This is a genomic window from Oleiphilus sp. HI0066 (assembly GCF_001635725.1).
In genome coordinates this window covers 1-21,640 of the sequence record NZ_LWFH01001611.1, presented here as the reverse complement: position 1 = coordinate 21,640, position 21,640 = coordinate 1, and the positions used below count along the sequence as shown (strand labels likewise).

The following is a 21,640-nucleotide window of genomic DNA, read 5'->3' as shown; positions in this document are numbered from 1 at the left end:
TTTTTATTTATTTTTTTGATTGTACTTATGGCTTGAATATCGCTGTTCTCGCTCGACGTTCTCTACGCTTTCGCTTAACCCATCAAACCAAGCACCAGCCTCTTCATTAATGAAACCAATCAAGGCTTCAATATGCTCTGATCTAGAATTTAATGCCGGAATATATTCGAAGCGTTCGCCTCCAGCTTCCATAAAGTATTCCTTATTTTCTCCGGCAATTTCTTCGAGTGTTTCTAAGCAATCCGATGAAAAACCAGGACACACGACTTGTACTGATTTTACCCCTTCATTTGGAAGAGATTTCATGGTCGCATCAAGATAAGGCTTCAACCACTCAGCTTTGCCAAAACGCGATTGAAAACAGGTTAAATATTCGTCTTGATTCAATCCAAGCTGTTCGGCAAGTAAGCGGACAGTGACATGGCATTGGCAGTGATAAGGGTCTCCAGAATGGAGAAAGTGTTGAGGTACACCATGAAAAGAAAATACGAGTTTGTCGCAGCGACCATGCTCAGCCCAGTGCTGTTGAATGCTTTGGGCCAAGGCATTGATGTAGGCTGGATTCGTATGATAACTGCTAATAAATCGAAAACTGGGTAACCAACGACGTTGCGTAAAATCTGCTGCGAGATCATCAAAAACAGAGGCCGTAGTGCTTCCTGAATACTGCGGATATAAAGGCAACACAACTAGTTTGCGGCAACTCTCCGCCATCATTTGATCAAGCGTATTCGATACTGAGGGCTCACCATAACGCATTGCGAGCTCAACCATCACATTGTTGCCATACTCGGCACGCAACTTCTCACGAATGGCTTGTGTTTGCGCCAAAGAATGGAGCATCAAAGGTGAACCATCCTCAGTCCATACTTCTTTATACGCTTCAGCAGATTTGCTAGGCCTAACACGTAAAATGATGCCATGTAGGATCAGCATCCATATCAGTTTTGGAATCTCAACAACACGAGGATCCGATAAAAATTGAGCCAGATATTTACGTAGCGCTTTAGCCGTTGGAGCCTCAGGCGTACCCAGATTCACCAATAAAACGCCCACTTTATCTGCACTACGGTGTGAAAAATTCTTTTCACCTTTGAACGCCATTACACCGCCTCTTTTAGTGTTTTGTTAAGCCAAGCCCAAGACATCCCTAAATATTCATGCCACGCTGCTTGAACAATTGCCAAGTTGTTTGCTGTCGGAATCCAATCACGCCAAACCAAAGGTCGATCACCTTTTGCTTCTATGTTGGCTGGCGCAGCAATAGGTCGCATACCTAAGCTTTCAAACAACGCCATCGCACGGGGCATATGCATTGCTGAAGTCACCAATGCAAAAGGCTGCATACCAATTATATTTCGCCAAGCAAGCGCTTCCTCATACGTATCTTTAGCATTGGCTTGCAATAAAATGCGATCTGCATCAACGCCTAATAACTGCGCCGTATTTGCCGCGACTTGCGCATGACTTTGCGTATCAAACCCCGCATAGCCAGACACCAACAAGGTAGCTTTTGGTTGCAGCTTCACAATCTCAACACCGGTTAGCAAACGAGCCAAAGATGTACGATTCAATTGATGCAGAGACGCGACACGCATATCAGTCGTATGACCACCACCAAGCACCACAACGTACGGCACATCTTGCCCATCAAACGGGCTATATCGGTACTCAAGCGGCTGAGCAATAAGATGAGCGATAGGTTTGATCGAACAAAGATATAACGCTACGAGTGCCAAACACATTAGGCTCTTAGCCCAAGAGTGCTTGCCTTTCCAGCTACATAGCAAAGCAAGCAAACCAAGCGACAGCACGACCGAAACCGGCATTAATAAGCCACCGATTAGCTTCTTAAGTGTAAACAGCACGTTTAGCGAATGACTTTGAAATTCGCCAGTGCGTAGACCTCTCCCTGAGCATCGCTCACACGTACCGACCAATCACCCGTCATATACTTATCAATAAACTTACTGGAATAACTTAATTGCTCGTCAGCATTGACCGGTATACGCACCCTTGCCTGACGCTTCTCATTCAAAAACCACTCGTGAAAAAGAGTTGTACCTTGAATGTTTAGCATTTCAGTATGAAGAACGACCTTAATCAGATTCTCACCATCCATACTCACTTCATAGCCAAGCAGATCAATAGGATGTCGATTCTCATCAACACCTCGCGCTAAACTCGCCGAAATGATCGCAGGATTTAATGTAGAGATTGCCGATACGGGCGCTTGCACCGCAGTTTGCGTTAATGAAGCTGCTCGCTGAGTTAATGCCACTGGCGTAGGGTCTACTTCAGCCTCAACATCGCTCTTTAATTCGAGCGCTGCCACAACCGCTTCTTCGCTTGGCGCTTGTGTGTTCTCCATAATAGTTGTCTCTTGTGCAGCCGCAATCTTGCGCTGCTCAATTACACTCACAACGGTGGGAGTATCATTCAGTGGCTCAAAGACAAGGTAAAGCGCCGAAAAAGCGACCGCAAACACGACGCCAAAGATCAAGCCAATTCGCCCCCAAAGGACCTGAGTCTCTTCGTATTCAGAGTAATCCTCTTTCTGAGAAGGCATTGGGCCAACAGAGATTTGTTGATGGCGTGACATAATGAAGAATCCGTTGTGAGTTGTACTTAAAATTATCTTGCGAAGTTTACTTAATGCACGTACTTGTCACAATCGTGCGCCCGCCTGAACCAACATTAAGTCTAACTCATGGAGTTGCTGTTCTCGAGCAATACTTAGGCTGCTCTCCCCCATGTTAGACACGTAATTCACATCAGCCCCTGCTTCAATAACTGGCTTCACCAATAACATGCTGTTTTGTTCTACCAAGTGCATCAGTAGTGACTTCCCTTCGAACACTATGTCTACGTCAGCGCCTGCATTAATCAAGACATTAGCGGTTGTAAGATGCCCATTCATCGCCGCTTCTGTTAGTGCTGTGCGACCAGAGGCATCCGCATAGTCTAATGCCATACCGGAGCGAATAAACGCCACGACTAAATCATTCAATCCTAAACGACTAACAAGCATGAGCACACTTTCTTGTCCGGGCTGCATGGCCCAATTAGGCTGCGCTCCGGCACGTAATAAAATCTGAACCATGCGTGTTTGCTTTGCGCTGATCGCGTATCTCAGAGGTGTGTGCCCCTCAAACTCTGCATTCACAGAGTCTCCCGCCAAAATACGTTCCTTCATAGCGACTTCATCGCCTGAGGAAATCGCTGTCATCAAACCTGAGGGCTCTTTAATCGACTGCGTTGATGTATTGATTTGGAAATCGTTTGGAACCGCATTTTTTGAGGCACATCCGCCTACCCAGATCAGTAAACTTAATAGTATGATTGCACGCATCATCCGCTGACACTTATATCCTGTTAGTAAAGTTCATAGTTTGTTGACTCTGATACCAAAACTCAAGTAATCCGACATACCGCGTAACACGATAAGCACTGCATGCCCGAGATATCTCTAACACCTGAACAACGCATTATTGTCGATGCTCCCGTTGCGCATTATGTGATTCGTGCTGTTGCCGGTAGCGGAAAAACCACAACACTTGCACATCGAATCAATAAATTACTTGCTGATGGCTACGACCCACGACGCTTACTTGTGCTTATGTTCAATAAAAGCGCGCAACTCGATTTTCAGAAAAAGCTGCAATCAGTGCGAGGTGAAGGCCAAAGTATTCCAGAAGTACGCACGTTTCATGCGATGGGGTTTCGCTTATACAAACGCTTTATTGAGATCGGTGTCTTAGCTCCATATCAAGGCAATATTCTGAGTGAGCGCGAAATTCAATTTCACTTACTACAACTCGTTCCGCAGGTTCTTAGCCCCGAACAACAAAATGAGTTCAAGCGTTATAAAAAAGAATATCTTGATGTTGCAGCAAGCTTTATTGATCAATGTAAAAGCCAGCTTGATGACCCTCATAGTTTTTTCAAACACTCCGGTTTAGAGAATAAATTTGGTTTTTTACCGAGCCTGTTTGAACGCTTTGAGCAATGGCGTAATGACCATTCGCGCATTAGCTATGCTGATATGCTTTACACGCCAGTCAAAACCATTATCGCCAAACCTGAACTTCGAGATTTAGTCTCGAATAAAATGGACGTGATTCTTGTTGACGAATATCAAGACACCAATGATATTCAACATACCTTGTTAAGCTTGATTGCAGGCGAACGAGCAAAAGTCACCATCGTTGGCGACCCCGACCAAACGATATATGAGTTCCGTGGAGCAAAACCGCAATACATGCTGTCCGGTTTTGCCGAAGAATATAAACATTGCGAATCGCTCAAGCTCAGCACGAGTTTCCGTTATGGTCATCAAATCGCTCTACTCGCCAATCAATTAATTGCGCATAGCCCTTATCACGACGACGCATTGTGTATTCCTGCTAAGAGTAATCCTCACACTGCGGTCGAGCTATGCGAAACACAAAATGAACTTATCAGCCTCGTGACACGATTAGCGAAACATGATGCATCGCAACGGAATCAAACAGCAATTTTGGTTCGATATTGGAGTCAAACAGCAAATTTAGAATTAGCACTATTGCGCGCTAATTTACCTTACGTATTAAATGGGTTCCGCGGAATTTTTGGTTCGGATGAGATGTATGCCATCCGCAGTTTGCTTCAACTTGCCGATGGCAGCTTTTCTCAAATGCCACCAACTATGCGAGAGCAAGCATTCATTCAGTTAGCCCGGTTCCCTCATGTGGGCATTAATGAACGTCAAATTCAGCTTTTCATGCATCAACTTGCTCAGCACTCTAGCCGTTGGGGACACCATGTACTGAATATGATTCCAAGCGACTTAAGCCGCTTCCAAAAGCTCAAATTGGAGCGCTTCGCTAAAGGCTTATCTGCTCTTGAGAACAATACAAACCCTCCAAGACAGCTGTTCAAACAATACATACAAGAAACGAAGCTTTTTGATGAGCTAAAAACGAGTGGCCTAAGCCAAGACGCTAGTGACGAGCAAGTTAGGACGGTCAAAAACCTGATGGCCTTTATGGCAGAAAGCCGTACAGAAAACGCAAACGCCTTGTTAAATGAGCTCGCAGCGCTCGAAGAAAGAACACAAATCCAGCATGCTCAAGGTATACACATTACAAGTATGCATCGCGCTAAAGGGCTGGAATGGGAGCATGTAGTTTTGCCTGGGCTTTCTGAAACGACCTTTTTCAGTTCAAGTGGCAGAAAAGAGATTAGCCCCCAAGATATCGCTAGTGAGCGACGCTTGATTTATGTCGCCATGACTAGAGCAAAGCAATCACTCCTCATGCTATGTCCTAAATCAGACAGCAAAGACGGTCTACGCTTTTTACATGAAATGCAAAGTGAGTCAGCACTGCACATTGCGAGATCTATCGAGCGACAACAAAACACTGCACAACTTAAAACGCTCGCAAGCAAGACCTTGCAAAGATACGCTGATACTTTTTCAATTATGCTTACCACGCCTAGCAAGGCTGAGCGCCCAACCTTGAGCAACTTTGATCAAGCAATTTGGCAAGCGGACATCATTGAACATAAATCAATGGGTAGAGGTCGTGTCGTTCAAGAAGAAGGGGAAACGTTCACGGTACAATTTGATGACAATGAACGGCGAGTTTTCTCAAAACGCTACGCAGATAAGATGTTCGCGCTCACCGACTAAACACAAGAACTTTCCGTCATAGTAACTGACGAATTGATCCTTGGTTATCTATAGCAACAGAAGTAAATCGACCTTCTGTGACTTTGATATTCACATTGCTAACACTCTGCTGCACGAACACTTCAACCGAGATCACCATCGAACTGCGCCCAGTATCATCAAGTCGCGCATAAATACTTACCGCATCTCCCACGTTAATGGGCGATTGAAATTTAATTTGATCCACAGCAACGGTTGAGCAACGACCATTAGATAACTTTGTTGCAAACAAGGTGGCTGCCGCATCCATTTGATCTAATAACCAGCCGGCGTAGATGTCTCCATGAATATTTGTATTCGCCGGTGTCGCGAGCACCTTCAACATTAACTCGCTGTCCGTCGCTGGCCCTATCCCATCGAAAAGCGTCATGATTTTTACTTCCTGAATAACAATTATTATTTACGATAGCTTCTTCACATCAATCTTCCACTTATCCTCATTATTCGAGAAAACTATTTTTTTTTGAATATTACAAAGTATTGTCATATTTATGTCATAAAGCCGCCCTATATTGCATCCTCATTGAAGCGTTAAACAATTAATCAATCGAAACTAAATCAAATATCACGGGAGATGATAATGAGATTTAAAAAACTAATTGGTGCAATGGCACTGACAGCTTTTTCAAGTGTTACAACAGCGCAAGTCGATGCAGGCCTACCTGTATACGAAAAAGCGAGCGGCGTATCTGGTAACTTTTCTAGTGTAGGTTCAGATACTCTAGCTAACCTAATGACACTTTGGGCAGAAGACTTTAAGCGTAACTACCCAAATGTAAACATTCAAATTCAAGCGGCGGGCTCTTCTACTGCGCCACCAGCATTGACTGAAGGCACATCTAACATGGGCCCAATGAGCCGTAAGATGAAGGACAAAGAAATCGAAGCCTTCGAAAAACGTTACGGTTATGCACCAACACCAGTTGCTGTAGCGATCGATGCTCTTGCTGTATTCGTCAACAAAGACAACCCAATCAAAGGTATGAACATCGCTGAACTAGATGCGGTCTTCTCATCAACTCGTAAATGTGGCTTCGATAGCGACGTAAAAACATGGGGTGATGTAGGTGTTGAAGGTTCTCTTGCAAACAAGGGCATTCAACTATTCGGTCGTAACTCAGTATCTGGTACTTACGGTTACTTCAAGAAGAAAGCACTATGTAAAGGCGACTTCAAAAACAACGTAAATGAGCAACCAGGCTCAGCGTCAGTTGTTCAGGGTGTATCTGAGTCAATTAATGGTATTGGTTACTCTGGCATCGGTTACACAACTGCATCAGTGCGCGCTCTTCCACTAGCGAAGAAGGGCGACAAATATGTTGAAGCAAATGCTGCAAACGCTGTAACAGGTGCTTACCCACTTTCACGCTTCCTATACGTATACGTGAACAAAGCGCCAAATAAAGCGCTTGATCCAACGACTGCTGAGTTCTTGAAGCTTGTAATGTCTAAGCAAGGTCAAGAAGTTGTAGTTAAAGATGGCTATGTGCCACTTCCTGCAAAAGTTGTTGAGCGTCAGTTCAAAGAACTAGGTCTATAAGCAGTAAGCTAGTACCCAGTAGATAGCTAGTCAAAGAAAAAACCTCCCACCATATATGGTGGGAGGTTTTTCCGTTTAAGCAGACTATGAATTTACATTGTTATATAATTTGCGAAATTTAAATTCTCTCAATTGTCGGTATTAATTTATGAGTGAATCACCAACGCAGCCAACATTAGACTTCAACACTCCGAAGCTAGTTAGGCATCGTAAAAACAGAAAGTTAAAAGACAAGCTTGCCAGTGTCTCTATTGGGGCTGGCGGCATTAGCGTCATCGTAGCAATCACACTTATCTTCTTTTATCTTCTTTATGAAGTGGCACCGCTATTCACCAGTGCCGAAGCAGAGCGTGTTGCTACCTACGATGTTCCAGAACAAGCTGCAGGAAGCACAATTTTTAGTGGCACAGAAGAGCAAGGCGAGAAAGCTTTTCGTGTAACTGACCAAGGAAAGGTGGTTTTCTTTAACACAATAGACGGGAGCATCGATAACCTTGTATCTCTCCCGATTCCCGAGGGCGTTGAGGTATCTAGCGTCGCCAACGCAGATCCTGCTTCTCGCAAATTCGTACTTGGCCTAAGTGATGGTTCTGCTCTGGTATTGCAGCACAGCTATAAAATCACTTACCCAAATGACCAGCGTAAGATTGAACCTTTTATTGAATATCCATTCGGCGAAGAGGCTATGCAGCTAGCTGAAAATGGTGAGCCTCTAAAAGAAATTTCTATTGCCTTAAGTGACGGCGCACTAATGGTCGTCGCGGTAACAGAATCGAACGCCTTGGTCGCAAAACAATTCGAACAAGAAGAAGACTTCTTGAGCGGTGAAATACGTTTAGTGCCTGAAGAAGTTGATCTCCCACAACTTGATGTCGCACCTAAATTTATCATTGCTGAACCTGCGATGCGCTTTGTATTTGTCGGTACCAATGATGGACATATCCAGGTTTTAGATCTCAATGCAAAACGTGAAAATATCGTCAACGGCACCATCAAAGTGGGTGACGAAAATACTTTAATTGACGATATGACCTTACTACTGGGTGGTGCTTCCATCTTGGTCTCCGACAGCCAAGGAAGCACCTCGCAGTGGTTCATGGTACGCGATGAAAACAACAAGTATCGTCTTGAAAACATTCGTACCTTTGAAGCCGTCGGCGGTAAGATTGCAGCGGCAGATATTGAACAACGTCGTAAGGGTTTCTTAATCGCCAACACTGAAGGCACGATTAAGTTTTACAACAGTACTGCGCATTCCACTGCATTGACCATTAGTGCAGACGCAGCCGTTAATAATCTTGCTATTGCACCACGTGCCAACAAACTTCTTGTTGAAACTACGGATGGAAAAATTCAATGGTGGTTAGTGGATAACGAGCACCCTGAAATTTCCTTCTCAGCACTTTGGGGCAAAGTTTGGTATGAGGGCTATGAAGAACCAGATTACATTTGGCAATCTTCAGCAGCGAATAACGACTTCGAACCAAAATACAGCTTATCCCCTCTTGCATTCGGTACATTAAAAGCCGCGTTCTATGCGATGCTTGTTGCAACGCCTCTAGCAATCTGTGGCGCTTTGTATACTGCATATTTCATGTCACCGGGTTTACGTCGTAAGGTAAAACCATCGATTGAATTGATGGAAGCATTACCTACCGTAATTCTAGGTTTCTTGGCAGGTTTATTCTTTGCACCGTTTATGGAAGAAAACCTTCCTGGCGTATTCGCAATACTCATAATCACCCCGATCTTCATACTTTTATTCGGCTTTATGTGGAGTAACTTACCCTCCAACATTCGTCGTTTAGTGCCTGATGGCTGGGACCCAGTACTGCTGATTCCTGTCATTATCTTTGGTGGTTGGCTTGCCATGGCGCTCAGCCCAACGCTAGAAGTCGCATTCTTCAATGGTGACATGCGCCTTTGGTTAACGAATGAAGCCGGTATCGATTTCGACCAACGTAACGCTTTAGTCGTTGGTGCAGCGATGGGCTTTGCAGTTATCCCTACCATCTTCTCGATTACAGAAGATGCCGTGTTCAGTGTGCCAAAACATCTGACCCAAGGCTCTCTTGCACTTGGTGCAACGCAGTGGCAAACCATGACACGCGTTATCCTTCCAACAGCAAGCCCGGGTATTTTCTCAGCGGTAATGATTGGTATGGGTCGTGCGGTCGGTGAAACCATGATCGTACTGATGGCGACTGGTAACACCCCGATCATGGACATCAATATCTTTGAAGGTATGCGTACTTTGTCAGCAAACATTGCTGTCGAAATGCCTGAATCAGAAGTGGGTAGCACGCACTACCGCATCTTATTCCTCGCAGCCTTTGTTCTATTCCTGTTTACCTTTGTCGTAAACACCTTTGCAGAATTTGTGCGCCAGCGTCTTCGCAACAAGTACAGTGTGATTTAAGGAGTCTATTGTGCGCGTATCAGTTAAAAAATGGTTTAAAAACGGCGACCCATGGGTTTGGTTCAACGCCGGTGCTGTTGCCATCAGCATGGTTATGGTTTTCGGTCTTCTTTGGTTGATCGCAAGCCGAGGTCTTGTCCACTTCTGGGCTCACGATGTGATGCAAGCAGAAGTGACAGCTAAAAATGGTGATCGTTACACCATCATTGGTGAACTCGTTGAAACCGTAGAAGTGTCTGCGGATCAACTACGTGATGCTGGATATAGCATTCCTGAAGATCTAGAGCATCTGGATCGTAATCTAATGAAGATTGGTAACCGTGATATTTCAGGGACTGACTTCCGTTGGATTCTTGCTCGTGATTTCTCAAACATCACCTACCCAGAAGACATTATCGTGATGGAACGTCGCGAATGGGGTAATTTCTACGGCTACTTAAATGAAGTCATCGAGAATGACCAAGTTGTCGCTGAAGGTGATCAAGCTTGGCCTGCTCTACAAGAGCGCCTAGATAGAGCTTTGGATATTTATTCTCAAATTCATGATATTGAGAAGAGTGACATTGGTTCTATCAATGCGGGTATCGAACGTCTTCGACTTCAGCAGCGCAAGTTGGAATTGGAAGATCGTTTAACATCGCAAGCACTTGCTGATATTGAAGCTGAGCGAGCAGCATTAAATGCTGAATACGATGGCTTACAGGGCCGTCTTATCGAGCTTTATGGCCGAATAAACCGCGACAAAGTTCGTGTACAAAGTATGGACGGCACGCAAATCACGGTTGATCTTGCGAAGATCGTTCATGCCTTCCAGCCGAACGCGATGAGTATTGGCGATAAGATCGTTTTCTACATTGCAAAACTCTACGAGTTCATCAGTGACGAACCACGTGAAGCCAATACCGAAGGGGGTATCTTCCCTGCTATTTTCGGTACGGTTTTGATGGTCATTATCATGTCGATCATCGTGACACCATTTGGCGTAATCGCAGCAGTTTATCTACGTGAATATGCCCACCAAGGTACGATGACACGTATCATACGTATTGCGGTAAATAACCTCGCCGGTGTTCCTTCAATTGTTTACGGTGTATTTGGTCTTGGCTTCTTTATCTACTTTGTCGGTTCCGGCGTGGATAAAGCGTTCTTCCCAGAAGCATTGCCGTCACCAACATTCGGTACCGGTGGTCTACTATGGGCATCGATTACACTCGCGATTCTAACGCTACCAGTCGTCATCGTCGCAACGGAAGAAGGCTTGTCACGTATCCCTCGCTCCATTCGCGAAGGTAGTTTGGCACTTGGTGCAACCAAAGCAGAAACCTTGTGGCGTGTTATTTTGCCAATGGCTAGCCCAGCAATGATGACAGGCGTTATCCTTGCTATCGCGCGTGCAGCCGGTGAAGTAGCGCCATTAATGTTGGTTGGTGTAGTGAAGTTAGCGCCATCACTTCCTTTAGATGGTAACTACCCTTACTTGCACTTAGACCAGAAATTTATGCACTTAGGCTTCCATATTTACGATGTAGGTTTCCAAAGCCCGAACGTTGAAGCAGCGCGACCACTTGTGTACGCGACCTCGTTCTTGCTGGTAGCGGTTATCGCTTTACTTAACTTATCAGCTGTTGCGATTCGTAACCGCTTACGTGAAAAGTACAAAGCCTTAGAAATGTAAACACGCTAAACGGAGGCGGTTGAGCCTATTTTGCTCCTGCCTCCCAATTAGCTAAACAACCAAATTTTATTGATAGATTTTTAGAGAAGTTTGATATGACACAAGATTCAAACACAGAGAACACAAACGAACGTACACACGGTATCGACATCAGTAGCCTTCAGCGCTCAGACAATAACCTTCGTCTAGAAGATGAAAAGGTCGCACTTAAAGTTGAAGACCTACGCCTAAGTTATGGTGAAAAAGAAGCGCTACATGGCATCAACATGACGATTCCACAGAATCGTGTAACTGCTTTTATCGGCCCTTCAGGCTGCGGTAAGTCAACGCTATTGCGTTGCTTCAACCGCATGAATGACCTTGTTGATGGCGTAAACATCCAAGGTAAAGTGCTTCTTGAAGGTAGCGACATCTACGATCGTGAAGTCGAAGTAGCAGATCTACGCCGTCGTGTGGGAATGGTATTCCAGAAGCCAAACCCTTTCCCGAAAAGTATTTACGAAAACGTCGCATACGGCTTGCGTATCCAAGGGATCAACAGCAAGCGTGTTTTAGACGAAACTGTTGAATGGTCTTTAAAATCTGCTGCACTGTGGGATGAAGTAAAAGATCGTTTAAACGATAGCGCATTAGGCCTTTCAGGTGGTCAGCAACAGCGTCTTGTTATCGCACGTACCGTTGCCGTTAAGCCAGAAGTACTGCTTCTGGATGAGCCAGCATCGGCACTTGATCCTCTATCAACGCTCAAAATCGAAGAACTCATTCACCAGCTTAAAGACGACTACACCATCGTTATCGTTACCCACAACATGCAACAGGCTGCGCGTGTCTCTGACTACACCGCATTCATGTACATGGGTGATCTCATTGAATTTGGAAACACCGACCAGCTGTTTACAAATCCTGAGAAGAAACAAACAGAAGATTACATCACTGGCCGCTATGGTTAATTCAAGGACGAATAATAAAAGAGGAATATGAAAATGAGCGAACCAACACATGAGACGCACAACCAGCATATCTCGCAACAGTTCAACCAAAACCTAAGCGAGCTGAGAAACCACTTTTTAGCAATGGGCGGTCTTGTTCAACGCCAGATAACAGATTCGGTTGATGCCTTGCTTAACTCTGACACTTCATTAGCTGAGTCTGTTGCAGCAACAGAGAAAAGCGTCGACGAAATGGAGCGTATGATTGACGAAGAATGTACGCAAATCATTGCACGCCGCCAACCTGCTGCAAGCGACCTACGCTTAGTGATTTCAACCGTTAAGATGATTTCTGACCTTGAGCGCATTGGTGATGAAGCCGCAAAAATTGCAAAAATGGCGATTAAATTAAGCGATGAAGGCAAAGCGCCTCGCGGTTACATCGAAGTACGCCACATCAGTCAACGCGTGACTCAAATGGTCAGTGGATCATTAGACGCCTTCGCACGACTTGATGCCAACATGGCCTTGGAAATTATTCGCGAAGATAGTTCTGTTGACGCCGAATATGGCTCAGCGATTCGATCGTTGATGACGTTTATGATGGAAGATCCGCGAAGCATCTCACAAGTACATAATGTACTGTGGGTACTGCGTGCGCTTGAGCGTATCGGTGATCATGCTGCGAACGTTGCAGAATACGTGATATTCATGGTCAAAGGTGAAGATGTGCGCCATATGAAGATTGCTGAAGCTGAGCAATTAATTAGCGAATAAGCACATCAAGCAGATTTGATTGAGGCTCAACTTGGAGACAGGTTGAGCTTTTTTTTGGCCAAAATTCTTACTCGAAAGACGAATCGTCAAATCCATGCTTTCGAGCCAATTGAATGGTCTCGACTTTCTCTACTTTTCTCGAGCGCAACTTAATATTTAGAAGCTCAACCGATAGTGAAAACGCCATTGCGAAATATACGTAACCCTTCGGAATATGTACATCAAAGCCTTCGGCGATCAACGTAAACGCGATCAAGATTAAAAACGACAAAGCCAACATCTTGATAGTTGGGTTTCTATCAACAAACTCGCCAATAGGATTAGCGGCTATCAGCATCACAATCACAGAGGACACAATAGCAATAACCATAATGCTGAGATGCTCCACCAAACCAACCGCTGTAATTACAGAGTCCAAAGAAAAGATCAAATCCAATACCGCTATTTGAACGAGTATTGAGGCAAAGCTAGATGTTGCGAGCATTGTCGTTGACACATCTTTAATCTCAAAACTCCCATGGATTTCATGCGTGGATTTCATCAATAAGAACAAACCTCCGAGTATTAAAATCAGGTCCCTACCGGATATATCGTTATCCAAAACACTGAATAAGGGATCTACTAGCTTCATCACCCAAGCGAGGCTAAATAAGAGCAATAATCGGGAGATCATCGCTAAAGTGATACCAATTTTTCGAGCTTTATTTCGTTGATGTTCTGGCAGTCGCCCAACTAAAACAGAGATGAAAATGATATTGTCGATACCTAAGACAATTTCTAAAGCCATCAATGTCGCGAGTGCGATCCATGCTTCAGGGCTGGTTATCCATTCAAACATTATTCATTACTCAAAATGTCTCGTTGATCAGAAACTCATAGGTGTTAAAAGTAGTACAAAATTTTGCCGTGTAACTTTTGCGATGTAACTACAAAACAAACGCTATGTTTTATTCTTTCTTTTTAGATCCTTACTCATGAAACGCTTCATTCTTTTACTGATTAGTCTTTATTCAACACTTACTTTCGCAGATCGTCAGGAAATAACGCTTGTGTTTGAGGTAAAAGAAAACCCGCCGTACTACTTAGGCAATGGCCCAGAAATTAATTGGGAGAAGCCCAGAATCACCTTATCACTGCTCAAAGACATTGAAGCTGACTTAACCGTGAAATTCACGTTTGAACGCGTACCTTGGACACGGGCATTACAAATGGTGAAGGACGGCGAAGCGGATGGCGTGTTCCACTCCAGCTATAAAAAAGAACGTGAAGCTTTTGGTAAATATCTAACCTCAGAGGGGAGCCCTGACCCCACGAAACAAATCATGAGTCAGTCTTATGTCATCTATAAACGCAAAGATAAGACTCTATCGTGGAACGGAGATAGATTTTCAGACAATACCATTAAGATCGGTGCCGTGATTGGTTATGCCGTCATTGACGACTTAAAAGCTTTAGGTCTAGATGTGGTTGAAGTCACGACGCAATCAAGCGGGCTAGAAATGCTTTATCGAGGTCGAATCGATGCTTGGATAGATATTGAAACAATGAGTGACACACGAATCTCAAAATCACCGCATATTGAGGCTATGATAGAAAAGCTAAATAAGCCCTTCATGCAGCGCCCATATTACCTAATGTTTTCGCATCAATTTTACGATGCACATTCGGCGCTTGCTCTGGATATTTGGGATGCGATTGAAGCACAGCATTCAGCTAAGGCATCCCTTCAACTCAGCAAAAACACCAACTCATCAAACTATGAGAAGGTCGGTATGACTAGACCTTAAGCGTATCGGTGTATGGTGGCCAACCTAAAGGCTTACCAGCAAGAATATGCAGATGAATATGGTACACAGACTGACCGCCATACTCATTACAATTCATCACTGCACGATAACCTTGTTCCGCAAATCCTTGCTCTTGAGCGATGTGTTTTGCAACCCAATACAAATGCCCAAGCAATTCTTTATCGCCCTCTTCGATATCGTTAATGGTCGCAATGGGTTTCTTAGGAATGACCAGAAAATGAACGGGCGCCTGCGCCATAATGTCTTTGAAGGCAATGCTGATATCGTCTTCGTACAAGATTTCAGCGGGAATTTCTTTATTAATGATCTTTGTAAATATCGTCTCTGACATTTGAGTTGTCCTTATACGTCACTTACTTTTGCAAGCTTAGGAATACTACCTTGAAGACCTGTAGCGTATTCCAATACTTTTTGTTTCAACGGACCTGAGCGATGTGCAAGCCCTAAACCTATGTTTCGAATAATTTGCACTGGGGCAGAGCGATTACTAAAGCCATAATAAAACGCGTCCATACCACTCATCATGAGTTGATTAAACATACGTCGCTGCTTTTCATAATTCTTTAACACCGCCCGATCTGATAAGGCTTGGTCATTAATCAATGCTTTACCGAGCTCCTCAATCAATACCGCGGCATCCATAAACCCGAGATTAACACCCTGACCAGCTAAAGGATTAATTGTGTGCGCAGCATCACCGGCCAGAACAATACGCTCTCCTGAGTATTGCTGAGCATGTGACTTGGCAAGAGGAAACGAAGCGACCTGAAGAATCTGTTCAATATCAGGTAATTCTTGGGGATATATCGCTTGAAGTTTTTGACGCAGCTCGGCATCAGACAAGCCTTTTAACTGTGCGATAGTATTCGGCGAGTCGTACCAAACTAACGAGCCATAATTAACACCGTCAATGCGCGGTAACGGAAGAAACGCGAGAGGCCCTTCTGGTCTAAAAGCCTGCCAAGTCCCTTGCTCAACTCCGCCTTTATAGGTAATGGATACGACCATAGCGTGCTGAGTATAAGACTCGCTAAACTGACCAATTCCAGCAATTCGACGCATTTGAGATTGCGCGCCATCAGCCCCAACAACCAAATCGGCTGACATGACAGAACCATCGCTCAAAGTAAGCATACGCTTATCAGAACCTAACTCACTCGATTCAATCGTGACGCCACTAACTAACTCAATGTTTGGCAATTCAGCAACACGATCTAGCAAGCCAAGTTGAATCGCATCATTCTCTAGTATGTGGCCTAAATGCTCTCTACCTAAGTCTTGCGCCTCAAAACGGGTCGTGGCCCATGATGTTATATCGGGCAGTTTCGAAACAAACCCTGACTTAGCCGGCATTTCTTTCACCGCTAAATAGGAATAAGCAAGCGCCCTGTCTTTAGGAATATGCGCCCACGCCCCTAGATTTTGTAGCAGCTGCTCACTGGCTAAATGAAGTGCCGATACACGAATCCGAGGAGGTTCTCCACTCTTAATCGATTTTGGTAACGCTCTATCGATTAAGGCGATACGTAAATTATGTTGCGCTAGTCCGCAGGCGATTGTTGCGCCAACCATGCCTGCGCCAACAATGACAACATCTACATGTTTTATCTTGTCTTGCATAATGAACAAATGCCAAGCGATGATGTGCTTGTAAAAAATTGAATGAGACACACATTACATTGATATAGTTTCAATACTAACGTGATGCGAGAGGCCTAGAAAGTGTTTTCTAAACCCTTTATTTCTAAACTGATCATCGTCAACTTGCTAATGCTAAGTACGAGTACTTTTGCTTCAGTACCAGAACGAATCATCAGCGGTAGCTCGGTACCATCTTTGTCTCCAATCGTAGAAAATGCGGCACCTGCAGTCGTGAATATTGCGACCTTCACAATACGACAACAAAGAACAAATCCTTTATTAAACTCCCCCTTCTTCCGACATTTTTTCCAACTACCCGACCAACCTGGTCAAACTAGACGAACACAAAGTGCAGGCTCTGGCGTAATCGTTGACGCAGAAAATGGGTTCATTCTGACGAATCATCATGTCATCGAAAATGCCGATGAAATTAAGGTTACCCTGCAAGACGGGCGGACACTGACAGCCACACTACTGGGATCCGATGAAAAAGTAGATTTAGCCGCGTTAAAGATAGAGGCAAAAAACTTACGCCACATTCCCTTTGCACAAGCTAACTCATCTGCTGTTGGCGATTTTGTGCTCGCGATCGGAAGTCCGTTCGGACTTCAACAAACAGTCACGAGCGGAATTATCAGTGCACTAGGACGCAGCGGCCTTGGCCTTCAAGGTTATGAAGATTTTATCCAAACAGACGCATCCATCAATCCTGGTAATTCTGGGGGAGCGCTCATCAATTTGCGCGGCGAGCTGATCGGCATTAACTCCGCCATCCTTGCACCAGCAGGCGGCAATGTAGGCATCGGGTTTGCGATTCCCTCTGTTGTGGCACAAAGCATCTTAAAACAGTTGATTCTATACGGAGAGGTGAAGCGCGGAGGAATTGGCGCAAGCTTCCAAGATTTAACCGCAGATCTGGCAGAAGCCTTCGGCTTGAATCTTTATCAAGGCGCATTAGTTAGTGAAGTGAAAACTGACAGTGCGGCAGAGCGCGCCGGACTAGTCCAAGGAGATGTTATTATTGAGGCAAATGAACGGCCAGTTAAAAACGCAGAAGACATGCGAAATCAGATAGGATTAGCGCCGCTGGGTGAAACATTAAAACTCAAACTGTTAAGAGGTGAAAGAACACTCGAACTAGTCGTCGAAACAGAAGAAATTCCGATACCAGAAATTAAAGGCGTTCAATTACACCCCAGCCTATCAGGTCTGCAACTCCAAGATCTTATTAACCCAGATAAAGAACGGAGTGTCGGCGTCATGGTCATGAACATCGAGGAACGATCAACCGCTGCTTTCCAAGGCTTTGAAATTGGCGATATTATCTACGGAGTGAACAACAAGCGCATCCATAGCATCGAAGAACTCAGTTACTTCATAACCATAAATGCGCCACAGTCATATCACATACGACGACATTATCAGGACTTCGTTATTTACACACGCTAGCCAGCTTTGCGGCGCATCATCCAATCTGGCTTGGAAACACCGATACGTGCAAAACCTTCGCTCAATGTCATGGGTTGAGCGAGCATCTTATAGTCTTTGAAATCCATTTTAATCACTTCGTCATGGCGGCCACCTCTGAAAACGATCGCACCGCCTTCATTAAAGCCCTCATACATATAAACGGGAATTTCATACATTCGACCAAAAGGAGGCATCGCGCCGACATCGCATTCTGGGAAACGATTTTTAAATTCTTCTTCACTAGCAAGATCTATGAGTTCAGTACCCATTACACGTGCAAATCGATCCATACGAATACGACAAGAAGCTGGAAGGACAATCATAGAGAGCACGCCATCCATAATCACCATAACGGTTTTGGCAACCTGCTCGCTTTTAACATCAACTAAATCTGCAATTTCCTTTGCGGTGTATGCAGGAGAGTGTTCAATCGCTTGATACGTCATATTATGCGCATCGAGGTATTCTTGTAATTGTTTTACCGGCATCGTACTACCTCCACCAATTCGTCTTTTTATTAAGAGCAAAAAGTGTGTCTTTGCGCCCCTAGGTATTGGGGACTACCTAAGAGCGACGAAAGACAAGTAACACGTTACACCTATATTCCAAACTAAAGCGTGACGATGGCCACTTTCAACATTGTGTTTGCGTCACAAAAAAATGGCCATTTCAAGAATTTCACAAGTTTGTTTCATTTAAAACAATATCTACCTGAAATTCGTAGGTTAATTATTTCGTTATTATTTAGTCGTTCGATGCTTGATGCAAATATACATCTTGTTGCGGGAATGGAATAGAAATCTGCTCAGCATCAAATGCTTTTTTAATCGCTTCATGCGTATCGAAATAAACGCCCCAATAATCGGAAGTCTTCGCCCAAAGTCTCACGGTGAAATTAACGGAGCTATCTGCAAGTTCACCTAGCACAATGGTTTTCTCAGGATCACTCAAAACGCGTTCATCCGCCGAAACAACGCGCTCTATAATCGCTTTGACCTTATCGATATCATCGGCATAAGCCACGCCAAATACAAAATCCACACGACGGGTTGGCTCATGATTTATATTGATCAGAGAGTCATTCGATAACTTGCCATTCGGAATGACAATCATGCGATTATCTGGGCTAAGCAAAATTGTATTGAAAATCTGAATCTCTTTTACGGTACCGATAAAACCTTGCGCCTCAATCAGATCCCCAACCCTAAACGGCTTAAAGAATAAGATCAGCACACCACCAGCAAAGTTCGACAAGCTGCCTTGCAAAGCAAAACCTACTGCTAAGCCAGCGGCACCTAATACTGCAACGAGTGATGTTGTCTCAACTCCAGCGTAAGCCGCCACCATAATAATGAGAATAGCTTTGAGAAAAATTGATAATAAACTTTTCAAAAAGCTCGCTAATGTTTGCTCTGTTCTTGAGATAAGGTGTTTTTCAGCCACGTTGACAATTCTGCCAATGACCCAAAATCCAACGACTAAGCTAAAGATAGCGATAAGCACTTTAGGCCCATACGCAATTGCTAACTCAACCATCTGATCACTAATTTGATACACTTTTTCTTCGGTAACACTTTCTAACGACATTGCCTGTTCTTCCTTTATTATTACGCTATGAATTTAGAAATATTGATGTAAAGCCGATATTCTTATTCGACACCAACAATGTAGAGCTTTATCAAACAAATGCCAACGATAAACGATCTCGAACTCCAAATGCAAAGAACGCTAAGTAAGGCGCAACTCATGTTCACGCAACTTCCCTTCTGCCAAGAGATATCTCTTGCTTTGTTTGATCCAGCCGTACTTCACGGACCGATTCCTCATGAAGAGGCGCAAGCCATCGTCGCCGAACCCGCATACTGGTCGTTCTGTTGGGCAAGCGGACAAGTTCTTGCAAGTTATATTCATAAGAACCCAAAGTCTGTTCAAGGTAAACGCGTTGTTGATATTGGGAGTGGGTCAGGTGTCGTAGCAATCGCTGCGGCGCTAGCTGGAGCAAAAGATGTTTTTGCTTGTGATATTGATGACGAAGCGCTCAATGCGGTTCTCGTGAACGCCGAGCACAATAAGGTTCGTGTCGAATGTATCAAGGATTTGGATGAAGTCGATGATATCGACTTACTAACGGCAGCCGATGTGCTTTATGACCGAGACAATCATAACTTATTGGACCAATGGTGTGAGACGAGTAAAGAAGTACTGCTCGCGGATTCGCGTATGAAAATACTCCCTAGTGACAAATTCGAGTTATTGGAAACCCACGAAGCGCGTACGTGGCCAGATCTCAATGAGTTTGAAGAATTTAATCAGGTGAGAATTTACGGATTAGAATAACCAACCCTTCGCTGTCTTCTCATGTGCTGTTCTATACTGTCCTCACCTCGGGATACCAATGGACACATCATTCAAAATGGTGGTTCAGGCGAAAATGTCAGACGCTCCCTTGTCTCGGGGTGCGTGATTCCAAGCTTCCAAGCATGCAACATCAATCTAGTGCTTGCAGCTAAAGCCGATCCCGTTGCATACAAGTTATCACCTAAAATTGGATTCCCCAGTGACATCATGTGGACACGTAACTGATGGGTACGCCCCGTGACAGGCGTGAGCCGCACGCGCGTTCTATCGTTTAAACGCTCTAGTACCTGGTAATCCGTGTGCGCAGCTTTTCCCTCTTCGCTCACCATTTGCTTCGGTCTGTTTGGCCAGTCTGTCATCAAGGGTAATGTCACCTTACCTTGGTCTTCCTCTAGCTGACCAAAAACAAGGGCAACGTAGGCTTTATCGACCTCGCGATCATGAAACTGCCTGCTGAGCTCACGATGCGCATCAGCCGTTTGCGCGAGCACCATTAAGCCTGACGTTGCGCAATCAAGCCGATGCACAATACGTGCAGTTGGATGATCTTGCTGAATGCGTCGCACTAAACAATCTTGCTTATCTGGTCCACGCCCAGGAACACTGAGTAGACCCGAAGGTTTATTCGCAATAATCAGCGTGTCATCCGCATAAAGCGTTTCAGCTTTGTCCAAAGCAGCTCACCAAACAGTTAACGAAAGCGGTATTATACAAACTCAAACAAATTGCAGATACGGAAAATATTCAATGATCAACCGATTCTTTGCGGGCACAAGTTATCTTTTTGAAGGATTCAAAATCGTCTGCTCGCCCGGCTTCAGATGGTTTTTAGCCGTGCCCATCATCGCCAATATCATTCTTTTCTCACTGTTATTTGTATGGGCAAAAGCGCTCTACAACGAAGGCATGACTTACTTAATGTCATGGATACCTGAGTGGTTAGGTTTTCTCGAATGGGCATTTTGGCTCATCTACTTTATCGCGATGATCTTATTAATTTTTTACGCCTTTGTTTCGACCGCTAACTTAATCGGTGCGCCCTTCTATGGCTTTCTAGCTGAAGTTGTTGAAAACAAATTAGCGGGTAAAAAAGACGAGAGTCCATTTACCGCAAAAGAGCTTCTGGCACTGATCCCCAGAACGATATTTAGAGAACTGAGAAAGCTGGCTTATTATTTACCGCGCGTCGCAGCTTTGTTTTTTCTCGGACTTATTCCGGGAGTAAATGCCTTAGTAGCCATTATTTGGATTGTGTTTTCAGGTTGGATGATGGCGATTCAATATGTGGATTACCCTGCCGACAACAATCG

General features: G+C 44.4%; 21 protein-coding genes. 10 read left to right on the top strand and 11 right to left on the bottom strand.

The features are described from left to right. Positions 1 to 3: 3 nt before the first annotated feature. The 4 genes from hemH to A3738_RS25325 all read right to left on the bottom strand — a co-directional run bounded on the left by hemH (position 4) and on the right by A3738_RS25325 (position 3,355). Complete coding sequence (hemH, locus tag A3738_RS25340; protein ID WP_068501639.1) at positions 4 to 1,104, bottom strand: ferrochelatase; 1,101 nt, start codon at positions 1,102 to 1,104, stop codon at positions 4 to 6. Further along, the gene (locus tag A3738_RS25335) at positions 1,104 to 1,868 is read right to left on the bottom strand and encodes an ElyC/SanA/YdcF family protein (protein WP_068757469.1); all 765 of its coding nucleotides are present in this window, start codon (positions 1,866 to 1,868) and stop codon (positions 1,104 to 1,106) included. Before A3738_RS25335 ends, hemH begins: the two co-directional genes overlap by 1 nt. A 2-nt stretch (positions 1,869 to 1,870) precedes the next feature. Beyond that, positions 1,871 to 2,602 (bottom strand): DUF2914 domain-containing protein, encoded by a 732-nt coding sequence (locus tag A3738_RS25330; RefSeq protein WP_068501643.1) that lies wholly within the window; start codon positions 2,600 to 2,602, stop codon positions 1,871 to 1,873. A 66-nt stretch (positions 2,603 to 2,668) separates the two neighbouring features. Further along, complete coding sequence (locus A3738_RS25325; RefSeq protein ID WP_068501646.1) at positions 2,669 to 3,355, bottom strand: ankyrin repeat domain-containing protein; 687 nt, start codon at positions 3,353 to 3,355, stop codon at positions 2,669 to 2,671. Positions 3,356 to 3,454: 99 nt separating this feature from the next. Between A3738_RS25325 and A3738_RS25320 the strand changes: the two genes are divergently transcribed. Continuing rightward, entirely contained in the window at positions 3,455 to 5,674 is a 2,220-nt protein-coding gene (locus tag A3738_RS25320) for an ATP-dependent helicase (protein WP_068501650.1), read from the top strand. Positions 5,675 to 5,690: 16 nt separating this feature from the next. On the opposite strand, the gene A3738_RS25315 is transcribed toward A3738_RS25320, so the two are convergent. Next, positions 5,691 to 6,083: an acyl-CoA thioesterase gene (locus A3738_RS25315; protein WP_068476013.1), complete on the bottom strand. Its 393-nt coding sequence runs from the start codon at positions 6,081 to 6,083 to the stop codon at positions 5,691 to 5,693. Positions 6,084 to 6,293: 210 nt separating this feature from the next. Between A3738_RS25315 and A3738_RS25310 the strand changes: the two genes are divergently transcribed. From A3738_RS25310 to phoU, 5 genes are all read left to right on the top strand, one after another. Then, complete coding sequence (locus A3738_RS25310) at positions 6,294 to 7,253, top strand: PstS family phosphate ABC transporter substrate-binding protein (RefSeq protein ID WP_068482186.1); 960 nt, start codon at positions 6,294 to 6,296, stop codon at positions 7,251 to 7,253. A 148-nt stretch (positions 7,254 to 7,401) separates the two neighbouring features. Then, a complete protein-coding gene (locus A3738_RS25305) occupies positions 7,402 to 9,672 on the top strand; it encodes an ABC transporter permease subunit (RefSeq protein WP_068482188.1) in 2,271 nt (756 codons plus the stop codon). A 10-nt stretch (positions 9,673 to 9,682) separates the two neighbouring features. Beyond that, the gene (pstA, locus tag A3738_RS25300; protein WP_197469461.1) at positions 9,683 to 11,347 is read left to right on the top strand and encodes a phosphate ABC transporter permease PstA; all 1,665 of its coding nucleotides are present in this window, start codon (positions 9,683 to 9,685) and stop codon (positions 11,345 to 11,347) included. Between the two features lie 95 nt (positions 11,348 to 11,442). Then, positions 11,443 to 12,297: a phosphate ABC transporter ATP-binding protein PstB gene (gene pstB / locus A3738_RS25295; RefSeq protein ID WP_068501653.1), complete on the top strand. Its 855-nt coding sequence runs from the start codon at positions 11,443 to 11,445 to the stop codon at positions 12,295 to 12,297. A gap of 33 nt (positions 12,298 to 12,330) precedes the next feature. Further along, positions 12,331 to 13,053 (top strand): phosphate signaling complex protein PhoU, encoded by a 723-nt coding sequence (gene phoU / locus A3738_RS25290; protein ID WP_156493642.1) that lies wholly within the window; start codon positions 12,331 to 12,333, stop codon positions 13,051 to 13,053. Positions 13,054 to 13,120: 67 nt separating this feature from the next. Here the strand turns inward: phoU and A3738_RS25285 are convergent, their stop codons facing one another. Then, positions 13,121 to 13,891 (bottom strand): TerC family protein, encoded by a 771-nt coding sequence (locus A3738_RS25285; RefSeq protein ID WP_068501660.1) that lies wholly within the window; start codon positions 13,889 to 13,891, stop codon positions 13,121 to 13,123. A gap of 136 nt (positions 13,892 to 14,027) precedes the next feature. Here A3738_RS25285 and A3738_RS25280 point away from each other — a divergent pair, with 136 nt between their 5' ends. Then, complete coding sequence (locus tag A3738_RS25280; protein WP_068501664.1) at positions 14,028 to 14,840, top strand: ABC transporter substrate-binding protein; 813 nt, start codon at positions 14,028 to 14,030, stop codon at positions 14,838 to 14,840. On the opposite strand, the gene A3738_RS25275 is transcribed toward A3738_RS25280, so the two are convergent. Continuing rightward, positions 14,830 to 15,192 (bottom strand): histidine triad nucleotide-binding protein, encoded by a 363-nt coding sequence (locus tag A3738_RS25275; RefSeq protein ID WP_068475666.1) that lies wholly within the window; start codon positions 15,190 to 15,192, stop codon positions 14,830 to 14,832. The genes A3738_RS25280 and A3738_RS25275 overlap by 11 nt on opposite strands. Before the next feature lie 11 nt (positions 15,193 to 15,203). Beyond that, positions 15,204 to 16,481 carry an FAD-dependent oxidoreductase gene (locus tag A3738_RS25270; RefSeq protein WP_068482211.1) on the bottom strand — a complete coding sequence of 426 codons (1,278 nt, stop codon included), beginning with the start codon at positions 16,479 to 16,481 and terminating at the stop codon, positions 15,204 to 15,206. 102 nt (positions 16,482 to 16,583) lie between these two features. On the opposite strand from A3738_RS25270, the gene A3738_RS25265 reads away from it, so the two are divergent. Further along, positions 16,584 to 17,951: a Do family serine endopeptidase gene (locus A3738_RS25265; RefSeq protein ID WP_156502574.1), complete on the top strand. Its 1,368-nt coding sequence runs from the start codon at positions 16,584 to 16,586 to the stop codon at positions 17,949 to 17,951. Here A3738_RS25265 and A3738_RS25260 read toward each other — a convergent pair. Together A3738_RS25260 and A3738_RS25255 are read right to left on the bottom strand one after the other, a co-directional pair. After that, a complete protein-coding gene (locus A3738_RS25260; RefSeq protein WP_068482213.1) occupies positions 17,948 to 18,460 on the bottom strand; it encodes an aminoacyl-tRNA deacylase in 513 nt (170 codons plus the stop codon). The genes A3738_RS25265 and A3738_RS25260 overlap by 4 nt on opposite strands. Before the next feature lie 256 nt (positions 18,461 to 18,716). Further along, on the bottom strand, positions 18,717 to 19,559 hold the full coding sequence (locus A3738_RS25255) for a mechanosensitive ion channel family protein (protein ID WP_068501667.1): 843 nt from the start codon (positions 19,557 to 19,559) through the stop codon (positions 18,717 to 18,719). 159 nt (positions 19,560 to 19,718) lie between these two features. Between A3738_RS25255 and A3738_RS25250 the strand changes: the two genes are divergently transcribed. Continuing rightward, a complete protein-coding gene (locus A3738_RS25250; RefSeq protein ID WP_231876760.1) occupies positions 19,719 to 20,309 on the top strand; it encodes a methyltransferase in 591 nt (196 codons plus the stop codon). Positions 20,310 to 20,380: 71 nt separating this feature from the next. Here the strand turns inward: A3738_RS25250 and A3738_RS25245 are convergent, their stop codons facing one another. After that, complete coding sequence (locus A3738_RS25245) at positions 20,381 to 21,004, bottom strand: RluA family pseudouridine synthase (RefSeq protein WP_068501467.1); 624 nt, start codon at positions 21,002 to 21,004, stop codon at positions 20,381 to 20,383. Positions 21,005 to 21,077: 73 nt separating this feature from the next. Between A3738_RS25245 and cysZ the strand changes: the two genes are divergently transcribed. After that, positions 21,078 to 21,640: sulfate transporter CysZ (gene cysZ / locus A3738_RS25240; protein WP_068763941.1), on the top strand; the 563-nt coding region annotated here is incomplete at its 3' end.